At 48.0% G+C, this 16,742-nt stretch carries 10 protein-coding genes and 4 pseudogenes; 6 read left to right on the forward strand and 8 right to left on the reverse strand.

Annotated elements, in window-relative coordinates; translation table 11 throughout:
- Positions 1 to 641 precede the first annotated feature (641 nt).
- From DW830_RS16705 to DW830_RS13560, 5 genes and pseudogenes are all read right to left on the reverse strand, one after another.
- Positions 642 to 2,537, reverse strand: a pseudogene (locus DW830_RS16705) (YgiQ family radical SAM protein); the annotation flags it as partial.
- Between the two features lie 10 nt (positions 2,538 to 2,547).
- On the reverse strand, positions 2,548 to 2,889 hold the full coding sequence (locus tag DW830_RS13545) for a hypothetical protein (RefSeq protein ID WP_089542752.1): 342 nt from the start codon (positions 2,887 to 2,889) through the stop codon (positions 2,548 to 2,550).
- A gap of 18 nt (positions 2,890 to 2,907) precedes the next feature.
- Entirely contained in the window at positions 2,908 to 5,574 is a 2,667-nt protein-coding gene (locus tag DW830_RS13550) for a fibronectin type III domain-containing protein (protein ID WP_233544541.1), read from the reverse strand.
- A gap of 124 nt (positions 5,575 to 5,698) precedes the next feature.
- Positions 5,699 to 6,256, reverse strand: a complete 558-nt coding sequence (locus tag DW830_RS13555; protein ID WP_117662081.1) for a 1-acyl-sn-glycerol-3-phosphate acyltransferase — start codon at positions 6,254 to 6,256, stop codon at positions 5,699 to 5,701.
- Positions 6,257 to 6,315: 59 nt separating this feature from the next.
- Complete coding sequence (locus DW830_RS13560) at positions 6,316 to 6,588, reverse strand: hypothetical protein (RefSeq protein ID WP_117662082.1); 273 nt, start codon at positions 6,586 to 6,588, stop codon at positions 6,316 to 6,318.
- 196 nt (positions 6,589 to 6,784) lie between these two features.
- Between DW830_RS13560 and DW830_RS13565 the strand changes: the two genes are divergently transcribed.
- Together DW830_RS13565 and DW830_RS13570 are read left to right on the forward strand one after the other, a co-directional pair.
- Entirely contained in the window at positions 6,785 to 8,434 is a 1,650-nt protein-coding gene (locus DW830_RS13565) for a diphosphate--fructose-6-phosphate 1-phosphotransferase (protein ID WP_119250273.1), read from the forward strand.
- A gap of 22 nt (positions 8,435 to 8,456) precedes the next feature.
- Positions 8,457 to 9,366 (forward strand): annotated as a pseudogene (locus tag DW830_RS13570) (glycoside hydrolase family 25 protein).
- Between the two features lie 72 nt (positions 9,367 to 9,438).
- Here DW830_RS13570 and prmA read toward each other — a convergent pair.
- Positions 9,439 to 10,310: pseudogene (gene prmA, locus DW830_RS13575) on the reverse strand (50S ribosomal protein L11 methyltransferase).
- Between the two features lie 189 nt (positions 10,311 to 10,499).
- Between prmA and DW830_RS13580 the strand changes: the two are divergent.
- Positions 10,500 to 11,399: a hypothetical protein gene (locus tag DW830_RS13580; protein ID WP_317125427.1), complete on the forward strand. Its 900-nt coding sequence runs from the start codon at positions 10,500 to 10,502 to the stop codon at positions 11,397 to 11,399.
- A 288-nt stretch (positions 11,400 to 11,687) separates the two neighbouring features.
- Positions 11,688 to 13,322, forward strand: coding sequence for an OmpP1/FadL family transporter (locus DW830_RS13585; RefSeq protein WP_119250274.1), 1,635 nt, complete (start codon positions 11,688 to 11,690; stop codon positions 13,320 to 13,322).
- A 372-nt stretch (positions 13,323 to 13,694) separates the two neighbouring features.
- Here the strand turns inward: DW830_RS13585 and DW830_RS15925 are convergent, their stop codons facing one another.
- Together DW830_RS15925 and DW830_RS16715 are read right to left on the reverse strand one after the other, a co-directional pair.
- Positions 13,695 to 13,787, reverse strand: coding sequence for a smalltalk protein (locus DW830_RS15925; protein WP_153089932.1), 93 nt, complete (start codon positions 13,785 to 13,787; stop codon positions 13,695 to 13,697).
- A gap of 13 nt (positions 13,788 to 13,800) precedes the next feature.
- Positions 13,801 to 14,523 (reverse strand): HU family DNA-binding protein, encoded by a 723-nt coding sequence (locus tag DW830_RS16715; RefSeq protein ID WP_119250275.1) that lies wholly within the window; start codon positions 14,521 to 14,523, stop codon positions 13,801 to 13,803.
- A gap of 819 nt (positions 14,524 to 15,342) precedes the next feature.
- On the opposite strand from DW830_RS16715, the pseudogene DW830_RS17405 reads away from it, so the two are divergent.
- Together DW830_RS17405 and DW830_RS13605 are read left to right on the forward strand one after the other, a co-directional pair.
- Positions 15,343 to 15,615 (forward strand): annotated as a pseudogene (locus tag DW830_RS17405) (ORF6N domain-containing protein); the annotation flags it as partial.
- A gap of 239 nt (positions 15,616 to 15,854) precedes the next feature.
- Positions 15,855 to 16,445, forward strand: a complete 591-nt coding sequence (locus DW830_RS13605; protein ID WP_119250276.1) for a hypothetical protein — start codon at positions 15,855 to 15,857, stop codon at positions 16,443 to 16,445.
- Positions 16,446 to 16,742: the final 297 nt, after the last annotated feature.

A 16,742-nucleotide genomic window follows, 5' to 3' on the forward strand; every position in this document is an offset into this window, starting at 1 on the left:
AGGGCAAAAGCTTCTCATATTTAAAGCTTTTGCCCTTACAGGGCGACTTTGTTGTTGATATATAGACCCAGGCGTTGCCCTGGGCTAGGAGCTTCTGCCCTTTCAGGGCGTATGGGATGTGGTTTATGACACACCCTCTTTTTTAAATTCATTTCATATTATTTTCTCCTGCCTCTTCCTTCGTTTCTTCCCTGGTTTCCACGTCCGCTGCCACGCTCGTTCTTGTCTCCGCTGTTATAGCGGTTCTTGCGATTGTGGTTGTCGGTATCGAAATTAGGATTGAAACTCTTTTTCTTCTTGTCCTTGAAGAAGCCGGCACCCTGGTCTTTCTGATTGCGTAGCTCGGCTCTGGCTGCGGCTACTGCATCGCGGATATTAGCATTGGCGTTGTTGCTTCTGCCCTGCGGAGTATTATTTCCTCTGCCTTGCTGAGCATGACCGTTTCTTGAAGATTTACCATTCAAAGGACGGCCTTCATTGAGATATTTCTCCTCATCATAGCATCCCACATTGCCATATCCCTTTGGCGCAAAGCGGTCTGCTGCATTTCTGCCACGGCCTTTTCCGCCATTTGGCTCTGCTGTATTTCTGCCGGCACTACGCTTGCCCTTGGCTCCTCTGCCCACGCCTGGATTGTCATAGGTAGAACCAATCGCCTTGTCGTCGAAGTTGGTCTTCTTACCCTTGAAACCTCTGCCATGATTTCCACCGAAGCTCTTCTTGTCGTATAGCTTGTCTATGAGATCCGTTCTGCCGATACGGCGAAGCTCGCTCTCAATGGCACGGCGCTCCTCCGGCTTGTACCAGAAGAAGAACATGCGCTGGGCAAGCTTTTCCTTCTGGGTCTTGGCACTGAATACTGGTTCCAAGGTGTATGGGTCGTATCCCGTGTACCAGGTTTCCGTAGAAATCGTCATTGGGGTAGGAGTGAAGTCCTGTACCTGCTCCAGATGGAAGTCGAGTCCCTTGGTAATTACCGCCAGCTCTGCCATATCCTCTTCATGACAGCCCGGATGCGAACTGATGAAGTATGGAATGATCTGCTGGTTGAGACCTTCTTCCTTGTTGATCTTGTCGAAGATGCGCTTGAACTCGTAGAAGAGATCGAACGATGGTTTGCGCATAAACTTCAATACCTCTGGACTGGTATGTTCCGGTGCTACCTTCAGTCGACCGCTCACGTGCTTGGTGATCAGCTCGCGGGTATATTCCCTTGCCGCCTGGTTCACCTTCTCGTCCTTGCTCTTGTGTAGGAGCAGGTCGTAGCGCACACCACTACCGATGAAGCTCTTCTTGATACCCGGCAGGGCATCTACGGCATGATAGATCTCCAGCAGCTTGCTGTGGTCGGTGTTCAGGTTCGGACAAATCTGAGGGTTCACGCACGATGGGCGCTTGCATACCTCGCACGCCTTCTGGTTTTTGCCGTGCATGCCATACATGTTTGCCGAAGGACCGCCCAGATCGCTCAGATAGCCCTTGAAATCAGGCATCTCGATGATTTTCTTCACCTCTTTCAGAATGCTCTCCTTGCTTCGGCAAACCACGAATTTTCCCTGATGTGCCGAAATGGTACAGAATGAGCAGCCGCCAAAGCAGCCACGATGCAGGTTCACAGAGAACTTGATCATCTCGTATGCCGGAATGGTCTTGCCCTTGTACTTAGGATGAGGCAGACGGGTGTAAGGCAGGTCGAAGGCTGCATCCAGCTCTTCGGTGGTCATCAGCGGGAATGGTGGATTCACCACCACATACTTGCCGTCGGTCTCCTGAATCATGCGCTGGGCATGCATCTTGTTGGCTTCTTCCTCCAGATGGCGCACGTTTTCCGCCTGTCCCTTCTTGTTATGCAGGCATTCCTCGTGGCTATGCAGGATGATGTCATCCTCCTTGAATCCGCCAGGGATGTCCTTCTCCTTGCAGTAGAAAGCCACCTGCGGCATCTCGTGAATCTGGTCCATGGTCTTGCCTCGGCTAATGCATTGGCAAGTTCCACGATGGAGCGTTCGCCCATGCCATAGAGGATGAGGTCGGCACCCGAATCGCAGAGGATGCACTTGCGGAGTTCATCTTTCCAGTAGTCGTAGTGGCTGATGCGGCGCAGTGATGCCTCGATACCGCCCAGTGCCACAGGTACGTCGGGATAGAGCTTCTTCAGTATCTGGGTATAGACGATAGACGGATAGTCGGGACGCATGTCGTGGCGGGAGTCAGGACTGAAGGCATCCTGCTGCGCATACGGCGGTTTGCCGTGTAGCGGTTTACCATCGAGTCCATGGCTCCTGGCGAAACACCGAAGAAGAGGCGAGGGCGACCGAGCTTCTTGAAGTCACGGAAGTCGCCATGCCAGTCGGGCTGAGGCACGATGCTACGCGATAGCCGTTAGCCTCCAGGATTCTTCCGAGGATAGCCGGTCCGAAGGATGGATGATCTACGTAGGCATCACCCGAGAAGAGGATGACGTCCAGCTCGTCCCATCCTCTGAGTTCGCACTCCTTCTTGGTTGTTGGGAGAAAATCTGTTAACTTATAATCCATTCAATATACTTTAGTCATTCACTGCATCTGGCTCAGCCTCAGCTGCTTCCTGTGCATCCTTCTTGTCTTTCCAATCTACGTAGAGCAATACGAGGTTGTGGAGGCCGAGTGCCTTCATATTCTGGTTGTAGATTACGTCGAGGCAGAGGTCGAGCAACTCCTTGTCCTTGATGTCGCTGCTCTCCAGAAGAGAACGGACGTTGAATCTTAACTTGTCGAGCACTTCCTCGTCGATGATGCCATTGCTATCTACGAGGTTGCGGAGCAACTGATACTTGTCAATAGTCTCTAAATGCTGGTCGCTCACTTCGATAGAGCGTGTGCCAGACTGGTTTGCTTGAATCTTATACATATTTTATTGATTTTAAATTTATTCTGTTAAGAACTTCAGAATACCCTGCATGATGCTGTAGCGGGTTTTCTCATCGCTGATGCACTCCAATGGGAATCCCATGGTGAAGGTGCGGTAGCTGGTACTCCTGTAGGCAACTGCTGCGCTGGTTCCCGTAAGATAACGCATGGCGCAGAAGGCTGTGCTGCCTATTGGCTTGAGAATCTCCGGATGGGTGGCTGCATAATGCTTGGCATTCAGCGAATGATAGTAGCTGAACTCCTTGCCCAGTCCGCTTACCATAGGCGATGTAGTTACGATACTGTCTCGCTCGGTAATGGTGGAATCTTCCGGATTGACATCCTGCACGATAAACTTGGTGCCGGTAGGCTCATAGTTTACTTTCAGAATGGCGCCCATGAATGATTTCTCCTCTTCATCCTGCATGTCGCTGCCGTTGTAGGAGCCGCTCACAAGCAATTTTCCGCCGTTGAGGGCATAGTACTTGATGCGCTTCTGCATGGTTGGGGTGAAGGTCTTGTAGTACTGGTGGGTATAACCGTCGTAGCGCTCCAGACCATTGATGAGGTCCACTGCCTGATAATCGGTCATCTTCACTCTTCCCGAAAGGATGGCTTCGCTCGAACAGCTGGCGATGCTGTACTTGTTGCCGGAAGCGATAGCCTGGGCATGCTCCACGGTATGGTTGAAGTCATTGCCTGCCACAAACTGTCCTATCATCTCGTTGCCGCTGTATCCCAGTCCGCTGGATGATTCGATACCCATTCTATGGATGTCAAATACCTTCTGCTTGCCGCTCCAGCCCGCCGTCAGACCATAGCTTACGCCTGGGTCCTGGTCGAAGTCGAAGCCCTGGATACTGTCGTTATCTACCACCTGCGGTGAGGCAAGGCGATGGAAATTGTTCACGATCAGAATCTTGTTGGTGGCAGTAGGGTTATAGAGTGCCGAGAGGGTTTCTGATGGGAAGCTCTCGCCACCCTGGTTTACGGCTGCTACCCGGAAGTTGTAGAGCTTGCCTGGCTCCAGCTTCACGTTGTAGATGTTGGAGCGAACCATCGTACCATTGTCGAATCCGCCTTTGCCTTCTGCCTGATAAACGATGTAGCTGGTTGGCTTGGCGGTAGGTTCCGTCTTGTCAAGCTGCGCATTCCAGGTGAGGCTGGCATAGCCCAGTTCATCCACCTCCACACTGAAGTGGTTGGGTGCCAGAGGCTGCACTACATACGGTTCGTCATGGTTGCTGCTCACGAATCTGAGAATGGTCTTGTAGATGGAGCGGGCGATGGTAAACTTGCCCATCGGATCCTGTGCGATGCGCATGTCCGGGAAGCTCTGGTGAGAGAGCATTTCGATGATTGCCGATGGTACTTCCGGCAGTCGGGTCTCCGAATAGTTTCTGTCCCAGAGATAGCGTTTTCCGAATGAACCAAAGGTATTGGTTATATCTTCTACAAGATTATCTCTCAAAGCCTTAGCAAAATCCTTTGAAGCAAATCTTGAAATGCCGCTGTTCAGCATACCATCGTTGAAGTCGGTGGTGCAGATAGCGAGTGCACCCCAGGTGGATTGTCCGTCAGGGTTGTATCCTGCGTCGCTGTGCAGGGCGAGAGAAAGCTCTATCGGCACGCGCTTGCCGTCCATTGCCGGCATATATACGCTGCCGCCTCCCAGCCAGTTGGTCATCATCGAACGGGTGTTGATGTCGTCGGCATAATCGTTCTTTCCCTTTCTTCCGCCATACACGCTATAGGGTGCTCCAGCCCACTGGGCGTAGTATCTTGCTCCTTCCAGGCAGCGTGGCAGTCCGCTTACGAATCCGCCACGTTCTATGTTGCCCATACCGCCTCCGAATCGTACGGCATCGGTGGTTACGACACCTCTGCGTGAAGCGTGATTGGTGCAGACCACACGGTTGAATTCATTGCATCCCTTGTCGAACTCGAAGGTGCCGAGATATACCCATGTGCCGCCACCCATACGCTGGTTGACGGTAAATTCCGTAGCCTGTCCCTTGTGATAGACGATGTATTTGGCATCGGGTACACTCTTGGGCAGTGTCTGGTAGCTTACATAAACGGCATATTTTCCCTCTTTCTGGAAGTTAGGCTGATAGCTTACCAGGCTGTTTTTCTTTCGCTTGGTAGCCTTCGCCTGTCTCACGGTACCCATCTGGAACGGATTTTCTCCATCCTGATAGGAAGCCTGGAGGTTGGCGAATCCCAGGGAGTCGCAGTTCTTCCATTTCTTGCCATTCACGAATTCCTGGTAGGAGATGGAGTGTCTGTCGTCGTTATCCACAACAATCTCCTGCTGCTGCCAGTCGCGTTCACGGGGAGTGAAGACAATGGCGCCGGCATTTTCCAGCATCGGGATGAGGTAAGGCACCACAATGGTCTGGGTAAAGAGGTCTTCCGTGGTACAGAAGAGGTTAGGACGTTGCCATTTCCATCCTCTTTCAGCATCCCAGTATCTTCCGTGCGATGCCCATAGTGAGAGATGCCGGTTCTGCAGTCCGGCAGTCACGAAGTAGGGGCGTGAGGCGTTGAACACCCACGGATCTTCATCGTATTCGATGTTTCCCCATGCATGACTGTTTCCCTCATCGAATGCCTGCAGCATGAATCCGGAAGAGATAAGCAGACTGCTTATCAGCCCATATTTTGTAAATCTCGTTTTTTTCACTTTCTTCTATGATGAGGGTGTGTCATAAGTCACATCCAATACGCCCTGAAAGGGCAGAAGCTCCTAGCCCGTCCTCGGTTGCCATTATCTGGACTTATGACACATCCTCCTTTCTTTTTGCTTGTTAGTCGATATTTCCGATAGAGAATTTCTCAGGTTTCTTTCCCTTGAAATCCTTGAAGTACAGCTTGATTTCCCGCATGTCCTTCTCCACATCACCCGAAGGGATGATCATCTTGGTGCACTGTATCACCTTCTTCTCGTAATCCACGCCGTAGAGTAGGATAGGGATGCCTGCCTTGAGGGCGATGAAATAGAATCCCTTCTTCCATTCCGGGTTGAGCGAGCGGGTACCTTCCGGAGTGATGCAGAGACCGAAACTCTCGCGCTTCTTAGCCTCTTCGGCCAGGTTGTCGGTCATGCTGGTATGCTTGCTTCTCCACACCGGTACGCCACCCATCTTTCTGAAGATAGGACCCAGCGGCCAGAAGAACCATTCCTTCTTCATCAGGAAGTTGCTCTTGATGTTCTCAGCTCTGGAGTAGAGCTGTCCTATCAGGAAGTCCCAGTTGCTGGTGTGTGGTGCAAGACAGATGATGTACTTCTTGGGAAAGTCGATGGTTACTTCCTTCTTCCATCCCATTCGCTTGTATAATATCCACTGACAGATGTCCTTGATCATTTTAATCTGTTATCTATATATTATAGGTATAATGGATGTTCTTCTCCGTTTCTTGGGGCTTATCCCATGTTGGAGATCTGGTCGATAATCTCGCTCACCTGCTTGTTGAAGTCATGAATCAGGTTCTGATAGTATGCTCCCGGCTTTATGCCAGGCTCTGGGTGAGAAACGCGCTTGATGAAGTCGTTATTGACCATTACGATAGATGAAAGGATGCCATCTACGTCCTCCTGAGAAGGTTTTCCATTGTACAAAGACGCTGCTACAGTCTCAGCGAAAAGCTCGCTGGTGATGTAGTTGATAGTGCGTTTTAAATCTCTTTTGTTAGCCATAATTCTTATTTCTAAATTAATAATTGGTTAAAAACATTGGCTCAAAGATAATCATTTTCTTTGGAAAAGCAATAGAAAATCAAAAAAATATCGATATTAACTCATTTTTAGCATTTTTCTTTCCGTATCTCGTAGAAAAACCTTAAATTTGCAGTGTTTTTGAAGTTTCAACTAATTAAATATTAATAAAAGAATTATGGAAAAAAGTGCATTGCAGATTGCAAGAGCTGCTTATCAGCCAAAGTTGCCAAAGGCGCTTCAGGGTCCTGTAAAGGCAGTTGAGGGTGCAGCAACTCAGTCAGTAGGTAACCAGGAAGAAATCAAGGCTCTCTTCCCTAACACATACGGAATGCCTGTTATTACTTTCGAGGCTGGCGAGGCTCAGGAACTCCCTGCTTTCAACGTAGGTGTTATCCTTTCTGGCGGTCAGGCTCCTGGCGGTCACAACGTGATCTCTGGTCTCTTCGACGGTGTGAAGTCTCTCAACCCAGCTAACAAGCTCTATGGCTTCATCCTCGGTCCTGGCGGTCTCGTTGATCACAAGTATATGGAGATTACTCCTGAAGTTATGGACGAGTACCGTAACACTGGTGGTTTCGATATCATCGGTTCTGGCCGTACCAAGCTGGAGAAGGAAGACCAGTTTGAGAAGGGTATCGAGATTCTCCGTGAGCTCGGTATCAAGGCACTCGTTATCATCGGTGGTGACGACTCTAACACCAACGCTTGCGTTCTCGCTGAGTACTATGCTGCCAAGAAGTATGGCGTTCAGGTAATCGGTTGCCCTAAGACTATCGACGGTGACTTGAAGAACGAGCAGATCGAGACTTCTTTCGGTTTCGATACAGCCTGCAAGACATACTCTGAGCTCATCGGTAACATCGAGCGCGACTGTAACTCTGCACGCAAGTACTGGCACTTCATCAAGTTGATGGGTCGTTCTGCTTCTCACATCGCTCTTGAGTGCGCACTCCAGACTCAGCCAAACGTCTGCCTGATTTCTGAGGAGGTAGAGGCTAAGGAGATGTCTCTTGATGATGTTGTAACATACATCGCTACAGCAGTAGCTGACCGTGCTGCTGATGGCAACAACTTCGGTACTGTTCTCATCCCAGAGGGCTTGATCGAGTTCATCCCAGCTATCAAGAAGCTTATCGCAGAGTTGAACGAGGTTCTTACAGATCCTGCAACAGGCGAGAGCCGTGAGTTTGCTGGCGCTGAGGAGCAGATTGCATTCGTTAAGGGTGCTATCGCTAAGGATAACCTCGCTGTATTGGAGTCATTGCCAGCAGACGTAGCTCGCCAGCTTTGCCTCGACCGTGACCCTCACGGAAACGTACAGGTATCTCTCATCGAGACAGAGAAGTTGCTCTCTCGCATGGTAGCTGACAAGTTGGCTGCTTGGAAGAAGGAGGGTAAGTACGTTGGTAAGTTCTCAGCTCAGCACCACTTCTTCGGTTACGAGGGACGTTGCGCAGCTCCTTCTAACTACGATGCTGACTACTGCTACTCACTCGGTTTCAACGCATCTCGCCTCATCGCTAACGGCAAGACTGGTTACATGTCAATCATCAAGAATACAACAGCTCCTGCAGCAGAGTGGATTGCCGGTGGTGTGCCTATCACAATGATGATGAACATCGAGCGTCGTAACGGTGCCAACAAGCCAGTTATCCGCAAGGCTCTCGTAGAGCTCGACGGTGCTCCATTCAAGTTCTTCGCTTCTAAGCGTGAGCAGTGGGCTAAGGAGACATCTTATGTATATCCAGGTCCTATCCAGTACTGGGGTCCATCTGAGGTTTGTGATCAGACCACAAAGACTCTCCAGTTGGAGCAGGCTAAGTAATAAGAAATAATCATATTATTATATGTCAACAAGACGAACGACTTCTTCACAAAAAAAGGGTACTGTGGCGAGAAGGAAGACTTCTTCTCGGCGTGGGGGCTCTGGTGGCAGAAGGCGTTCGTCTTCTGTTTTTCAGCGTTATCCCCGATTGGCATGGTGGATTGGTGGAACGGCGGTAGTAGTGCTGTATGTTTTCCTGTTCTATCATTTCTTCGTAGGCCCTACCGGTTTCAGATGGCGTGCCCTCTATGGCGATGAGGTGTATCCTGAAGGCTACGAGATTCATGGCATTGATATCTCCCATTATCAGGGCAAGATAGACTGGGAGCAGCTCAACAATGCGATGATCAAGGGTTGTCCTGTGCGCTTTGTCATCATCAAGAGTACCGAGGTCCAGCCGCCTGGATGAGAATTTCCGCGAGAACTTCAATCAGGCTCGCGACTATGGATTCATCCGTGGCGTGTATCATTTCTGGAGCAATAAATCTACGGCTCGCGAACAGGCGTATTACTTTCTGGAGCAGGTGCATCTTACGGATGGCGATCTTCCGCCCGTACTCGACATCGAGCATAAGCCTGATGACAAGAGTGTAGAGGATTTTCAGCGCGATGTGCTCACGTGGCTGCATATCGTAGAGGATAGGTATCATGTGAAACCGATCATCTATACCTATTACAAGTTTAAGGAGCAGTATCTCAGCGCACCCGTCTTCGATGACTATCCTTACTGGATAGCGCATTATTATGTAGATAAGGTGCAGTACAAGGGCAAGTGGAAGTTCTGGCAGCATACGGATGCAGGAAAGCTTCCGGGCATCAAGGGCTATGTGGATTTCGATATCTACAACGGCAGCTACTACGATCTGCGCCAGCTTTGCATCGGCAGCAATGACAAGGAAAAGAAATTGTGGGATAATGATGAAGAAGAATAAAGCTTGATTTTTCCAAGGGGGAAAGATCAAGCTTTATTTTTTTTCTGCTGTTTTTATTCTTTATTGTTGGTTTTACGCTCCCAGTACCAGACAGGTCCAGTTGTTATCTACCTGTCTTGTTATCTCGTGCAGTCCCAGCTCATCTGCCTTCTCCAGCAATACAGGCACATCTTCCTCGTAGAAACCGCTCAGAATCAGTGTGCCGCCCATATTCATCACGCTGCGGAAGAGTTTCATGTCTTCCAGCAGGATGTTGCGGTTGATGTTGGCCATCACCACGTCGAAGACACCGCTCACGTGGTTCAGTACACAGCTGTTTCCGAAGAGTACCTCCATGTTATCTACGCCATTCAATACGGCATTGTGCTTGGCATTCTCCACGCTCCATTCGTCGATATCGTAGCCCACCACATCCTTGGCACCGAGCTTCGAGGCGGTGAGTCCCAGAATGCCCGTACCCGTACCGCAGTCTAGTATGCGCTTGGTCTTGATGGGCATCTTCAGCAGTTGTGCGATGATCATACGGGTAGTTTCGTGGTTGCCGGTTCCGAAGGCTAGCTTTGCCTCGATGCCGATCTCGATGATGTCGGGACGATTGCTTGTATCCGGATAAAGTTCCGGATGTTTGGCATCGTAGATCACTACCTGGTCGCCCACAAAGATAGGGTCGAAGCCCTGCTCTTCCCATTCCTGGTTCCAGTCCTTGTCTTCGGCATCCTGGATGTCGTAGGTTATCTGGGTGTCCATGATAGGGAAGTCGGCGATGTAGGCATCCAGCGCCTCCTTGTTGAAGAGGTCTTTCTGCACGTATGCCTCCATACCCGTTTCGGTTTCTTCAAACGATTCGAATCCACCTCGGCAGCACCGTCGGCGAGCAAGTCCTGGCAGGCTTGCATCAAGTCGGCCGATGTCTCGATATTGAATGTCGCTACTAAATATTTCATATCTTTTTTCTATTGATTTTGTCCTAAAAATACTTACGGATGTTCTAAAAAGTTTGAAATCCTTTAAATCTTCTGCAAAATTATAAAAAAATAGGGGAAAACCTACTATTATTTAGGGAAATTCTGTAATTTTGCATCAAAATAAGTGATATTTTTGCATTAAGAACAAAAAGATAGGAGAAATATACAATGAAGAAAATGTATCTTCTTGCAGTCCTGATGGCAGCCGCAATGCCATTCACTTCGATGGCACAGGACGACGACCTCTACTTCAATCCGAAGAAGGAGGCGAAGGAGAAGGCTGAGAGAAAAGCTGCGTTACTGCGTGAGTACAAGGCTCAGCAGGCACGCCGCGACAGTATCTATGCCCTCTTCTGGAGCGGCAGCAACCGGAATGTGGATGAGTACAACCGTGGTGGCAGATTCCTGAGCCATTACGAGAAAGTGGGTACTGATTCACTCGGTAACGATATCATCCAGTTTCATGTAGGCAAGGGGGTGGCGCCCGACAGCATCTACGATGATGCTTACTTCGCACAGAAGTATATCAACGAGGAGGAGGATTTCGGTAACACCCGCAGAATGAGCCGCTGGGATGGCTACTACGATCCTTGGTTCTATGGCTACTATGGCTATGGTCCATACTATTGGCGCTCCCGCATGTGGGGCTGGCACAATCCTTGGCGATACGGCTACTATACGGGCTGGTACGACCCATGGTTTGATCCTTGGTATGATCCATGGTATTATGGCTATGCCGGCTGGTATGGCGGCTGGTACGACCCATGGTATTATGGCTGGGGTGGCTGGTATGGCCCTTGGTATTGGGGTGGTCCGATGATTGGGCATGTAAGCTATGGCGGTTTTGCCGGTGGCAAGCGATATAACAATCCGGGTCGCATCGATGCTTCTCATGGATATGTGTATGGCGGGTCGCAGGGCAATAACAATACCTATACCCGCAGAAGCGGTTCTAACCGCAGCTTCGGTCAGCGCCGTGAGAACAATGGTTTCAACAACAACTCCAACTTCGGAACGCGCAATAATTCCAGCTTCGGCAATAGCGGCAGCTCAGTGGCGGCAGCGTAGGCGGAGGTGGCAGCTTCGGTGGCGGTCGTTCCGGTGGTGGCAGCTTTGGAGGTGGCGGTCGCTCAGGCGGCGGCAGCTTCGGAGGTCGCCGATAAATACGCCCTGAAAGGATTTGCCATTTGCCAGCACGCCCTGAAATACTCAGTTACTGAAGTTTCGTATGTGGTTCAAGTACGGGCTGAAGGCCCAAAAGCTCCTAGCCCAGGGCATCGCCCTGGGTTATAGTGGTTTTTATGAATACGCCCTGAAAGGGCAAAAGCTTTATAAACAATTAAAATTAGAAATAATATGAATCATTTAAAACATATACTTTTTGCCAGTGCCCTCGTGGCTTCCATGAGTGCCGCTGCGCAGGAAACCTATCAGGATACCAAGTTGGCAGCCAGCCAACTCACGGGTACCGCCCGCTATGTAGGTATGGGTGGAGCGATGGAGGCCTTGGGTGCCGATATCTCCACCATCAGTACCAACCCAGCCGGTGTGGGTCTCTTCCGCAAGAATCAGATCAGCCTCACTGCCGGCGTCATCGCCCAGAGCGGTGCAGACAACAGCATTTCCCTTGGCAATTCTACCATAGATATCAAGGGCAAGAAGAGTCATCCAACCTTCGACCAGGTAGGCATCGTCTGGTCAACGAAGATGAGAAACTCCAGTGCGCTCAATCTCGCGTTCAATTATCATAAGAGTACCGATTTCGGACAGCTCCTCAACGCAGCCAATTCTCTCACGAAGGCTTCGCAGAACAAGTTGACTGCAGCCAAGAATGCAGAGGGTGTGGATGGATGGAGTGCCGTAGATGCAAACTTTGGCGGTTACAAGGATAATAGTGGCAAGTATCAGAATGGTCTGCTTAGCCTCACCTCTAATGGCTATTTGTCTTACGCCGAAGCCCAGTCTTATCTCTTCGGACAATATCAGCATGGCTACATCGGCAGCTACGATTTCAACATCAGCGGTTCTATCGGCAATAGAGTATGGCTCGGTCTTACCGTCGGCTTGCATGATGTTCATTACAACAGTAATTCCCTCTATGCAGAGAATCTAGTGGATGGCAACTTCAGCGATTCCTACGAGCAGATCAAGATTACGGGTACTGGATATGACGTGAAGGCTGGTATCATCTTCCGTCCGGTAGAGGAGTCTCCTTTCCGCATCGGTGCCTACGTCAATTCTCCGGTGTTCTATGATCTTTCGCTCAGCGCAGCCCACGATCTGAGTATGTATGGCAAAAATGCACCAGCTACTTTCCAGGATAAGGATGCAGCCGGCAATATCGTCAATGTGCCTTGCTACACATTGGGTGATAAGGGACAGACTGTGGATTATGACTTCCGCTTGAACACTCCTTGGAAGGTGGGTGTCAGCATGGGTCATACCGTGGGCAATTATCTTGCCCTGGGTGCAACCTACGAGTATGCCTGGTACGACCACATGGACAACCGCGTGAAGGATGGCGGTTACTACGATTACTATTGGGGTGATTATTACGAGTCAAGCAGCAGCGATGATGCGATGAATGCAGATACCCGTGCCAACCTGAAGGGTGTAAGTACATTGAAGGTGGGAGCTGAAATCAAGCCAACCTCTATGCTTTCTCTCCGTTTCGGTTACAACTATGTATCACCGATGTTCAGAGAGAATGCCTATCGTGATCAGTCGATTGGCAGCAATGGTGTAGATATCGCTACTTCTACCGATTATACCAACTGGAAGGCGATGAATCGCTTTACCTGCGGTGTGGGTTTTAACTACGAGAACTTGAATATTGATGTAGCTTATCAGTATGCTACCCAGAAGGGTGATTTCTATCCGTTTATGAGCTATGTGAATAAGGATGATGCTACATTGGACAATCTCCCTACTTCATGCAAGGTAGATAACAATCGCCATCAGCTCCTGCTTACGGTAGGTTACAAGTTTTAATTAGGCCGAAGGTTTAAAGAATGCAAAAAACAGAGCTTTCTTCGTTTTTTTTAGTAAAAAAAGGCTAGAAAATTTGGTCGTTTCGCAGAAAAGTTCTATCTTTGCAGATATAAAAAGAAGAATTTAAGTAAATACATAGATAAATGGAAAATCTCCCTAAAGTGATAGGGGATAAAGATATTAGTTTTTTTAGTGGTTAATTTAGTTTTAGTAAGTATGTGGTAGGATCTGTTGTGAAACAGATCCTATTTTTTTTGCCTGAAATAATGCCATTAAAGAGGGTGCGTCATGGACTTATGACACACTCTCTGTAATAGATAAAATCTTCTCAAAAACTAATCACATGCAGATTTCGTTCTGCTTTCTTGCAGCTTACACGCAGCTTGAAACACCAAGCGAAGTGGCTATTGCGGTGAGAATGCTAATCGCAATCTGAATCACCATTTTCCAAGTATCCTTCTTCATAGACTTCTACTTTTTAGAGACTTACGTTGTCGTCGCCACCGCCTTCACCGCCGGTATTGCCGCCGCTGGTACCCTGGTCACCAGTGGTTCCGCTACCGCCAGCTCCCTGCGTTCCACTGCCGCCAGCATTGCTGCCGCCGCCCTGGGCTCCACCGCCAGTGGTTCCGTCTCCGTCGCCGCCTCCGTCAGGAGTTTCTGGAACGTTGAGGTCCACGCTGGTCTTGCCCTCCCTGATTGCCTTGATCACGGCTGCCTGAGCGCTGCGGCTAGCCACGAGGTTGAATTCTGCGTCGTCGAGCAGGTTCTTGAACTGCTGACCAGGCTCCCACTGAACCTTCACGTTGGTGATGTTCTGCGCCGTAAACTTGTCGGCAGTCTCTGCACCCTTGGAGGCGAGCAGGATAGAGAAGTCGCCCAGATCGCCCAGTCGGATCTTCTTGCCTTCGAGCAGCATCTCTCTCATGCAGTCCACTGCCATGTAGAGGATGGCGCTGATGTCAGCTCTGGAATACACGCTGCCGTGAGAAGTGATGTGCTTGGCAAACTTCTCGATGGTCATCACATCGGTGTACTGCGAGATGGCGAACGCATTCTGCTTCTCGGTCTTCACCAGGTCGGTGTCCTTTTTGTCCGGCTCCTTGCCGTCCTTCTTAGCCTGGTTGATACGTGACTTTGCCTGGTTGATCTCAAGGAGATTTGCGTTCACGCTGCGCATTACGATACTGTAGTTAATCATACTCTGTACTGTTTTTAAAAGTTCTTAGAAATCACAACTGCCCGGAAAGCCCTCGTTTCTGCCCCGATTCTGGGTCTTCATAGATGACCGGCGCCTGCCATCATTTAAGCCCCGCCCCGGTCTTCATAGATGACCGGTTTTCGGCACGATAGGCTGTTCCTTCGATTGCTGGTGCAAAGATACGAAGAATTTCTGTATCTACCAAATTTTGGCATGTGATAAGGGTCGATTTTCAGCAAAACACTTACGATTTGAAACTTCGTTAAAAAACGGACTCTATTTCTTATGGGGCGCATCTCTATGTTTTTGCGGTATCGAAAACTATGTTTTGCGGTATAAATCAGCATATTACGAAGTAATACCCGATTATAGGAAAACGTATTCAGTATTCAGTATTCAGTTTTTTTCGCCCTTGTTACCATCCTCTGTATAGATAGTATATTATATATATATAAATATATATATATATAATATAAAATAACTACTTATAATTTGTAACCACAGAAAGGGTAATTATCCCGAAAAAAACTGAATACTGAATACTGAACACCCTTTTAGGCACTAATTAGTTTACTCCGCAAGGGGTATTCCATTCGGGATGTGGCAAAAGTTAAGTGGAAGGGGCGTGAGTACGGTGCAACGAGTTAAGCGATTAAAAATACACAATCATAGCAATAAAACTATTAATTTTACGTTCTTTTCAAAGAAAGGGGTTGTGCAATAGTGGCATAAAGGCTAAAAGCACTACCTTTGAATGCAATAATAAGTAACAACACGTTTAAGGTCACAATTTGTGATCTCAAAAATAAAGATAGAAATATGGCAGACATAACGGAAAAGACAGGAAATGGCGAACTGGTCACAAATCGTGACCAGTTGGTTGGTGTTGACAATATAGAGCCTCTAATAAAAATCATTAGAGGACAACAAGTTATGCTTGACCGTGACCTTGCCACACTTTATGGCGTTGAAACAAAGCGTCTTAATGAGCAAGTAAAACGTAATATTAAACGATTTCCAGAAGATTTCATGTTTCAATTGACCAAGGACGAATGTTTAAGGTCGCAAATTGCGACCTTAACCGAGGATCCGACAAGCGTATAGAAGATATGCACCGATTGAGGTTGAAACATTCCGTTTGTCACATGACCGCTTCATTTGTATAGATGATGATGTATATCACATAGGTGCATCCTTTAAGGACTTGGGCAAAAAGTGGTTTGGCTTCTCCAAGATGGAGATACTTACACCAGATGAATTGGTGGAAAGGATCAATAGAGAGTAATCAATACGCAATATTTCAAGAATATAAATATTAAAAATTACGAATTATGAAAAAAATACCATCTATAATGATTGTAGTTTGGGGAATAGCGGTATTATGTACACTATTCTTGAGTTCATGCAAGCGACCAGAGGTCTTAGACAATAGTACTCTTGTAAATAGCGCAAGAAACGTGGCTTTGACCTTTGGTCCTGCGTATGTTCCATATTTTAAAGAGGCTAACGTATCGGATGTTCAAGTTTTCAAAAAGAAGGATTACGGAGGAGACAGCCGCCCTCAAATAAGAAAACAGATAGGAAGAAAGTTCTATACTGTAACTTTTACATATGATAGTACTGCCGTTAAATTTGATTTTGGATTTGCAGCAAGAGTCAGAATATGGAAAGATACAGGGGAACCATTAGATGTTATATTTGGTAATGGTTGGGGAAGAAATTTTTTCTTTTTAAGTTTTAAGGAACAAACAGATCATTCTGCAAATGACTATGAGAAAGTGGCTTCTGACTCTATTGTTAAAGTACCATTGCAAACAGTACATGAACTAGAGAACATTTGGAATTCCAATGCTGACAACAAACAAGACAGCCTATCAACGAGAGACTTTTCATCCCATGGCTTTGTGGAAGACAAGGAGTAGTTGAATGTTTTTCTGTAAATTTTGAAAAGAGTTGTTTGACAAGCAAACGTATGCAATTTGCAGAATTTAGCACTATTGCCAAATCATTACCTCAATTGAGGTAAAACACTCATAAATCGCTCATTTTAAGCTATTCTGAATATTTGGGCAGAATTTTTATAAAAAAACTACCCATGTACCCTAAAACAGGGGGAGGCCGTCCGAAAACTTAATTAGGGAAGCAAACAACTGAATTGGGCATTTTTCTTTTGCTCTTTATAGTTAATTAACCTCGTATCTTCTTGATTCTCAATTATT

It is taken from the genome of Prevotella sp. AM34-19LB (assembly GCF_003468525.1).
Classification (GTDB): Bacteria; Bacteroidota; Bacteroidia; order Bacteroidales; family Bacteroidaceae; genus Prevotella.

What these genes read in the sequence shown, in the direction of transcription:
- DW830_RS13555 (WP_117662081.1), bottom strand. Translation starts at nt 6,256, where the DNA reads ATGATCAAGGACATCTGTCAGTGGATATTATACAAGCGAATGGGATGG.
- DW830_RS13580 (WP_317125427.1), top strand. Translation starts at nt 10,500, where the DNA reads ATGAAGAAAATGTATCTTCTTGCAGTCCTGATGGCAGCCGCAATGCCA.
- DW830_RS15925 (WP_153089932.1), bottom strand. Translation starts at nt 13,787, where the DNA reads ATGAAGAAGGATACTTGGAAAATGGTGATTCAGATTGCGATTAGCATT.
- DW830_RS13605 (WP_119250276.1), top strand. Translation starts at nt 15,855, where the DNA reads ATGAAAAAAATACCATCTATAATGATTGTAGTTTGGGGAATAGCGGTA.
- DW830_RS13565 (WP_119250273.1), top strand. Translation starts at nt 6,785, where the DNA reads ATGGAAAAAAGTGCATTGCAGATTGCAAGAGCTGCTTATCAGCCAAAG.
- DW830_RS13560 (WP_117662082.1), bottom strand. Translation starts at nt 6,588, where the DNA reads ATGGCTAACAAAAGAGATTTAAAACGCACTATCAACTACATCACCAGC.
- DW830_RS16715 (WP_119250275.1), bottom strand. Translation starts at nt 14,523, where the DNA reads ATGATTAACTACAGTATCGTAATGCGCAGCGTGAACGCAAATCTCCTT.
- DW830_RS13585 (WP_119250274.1), top strand. Translation starts at nt 11,688, where the DNA reads ATGAATCATTTAAAACATATACTTTTTGCCAGTGCCCTCGTGGCTTCC.
- DW830_RS13545 (WP_089542752.1), bottom strand. Translation starts at nt 2,889, where the DNA reads ATGTATAAGATTCAAGCAAACCAGTCTGGCACACGCTCTATCGAAGTG.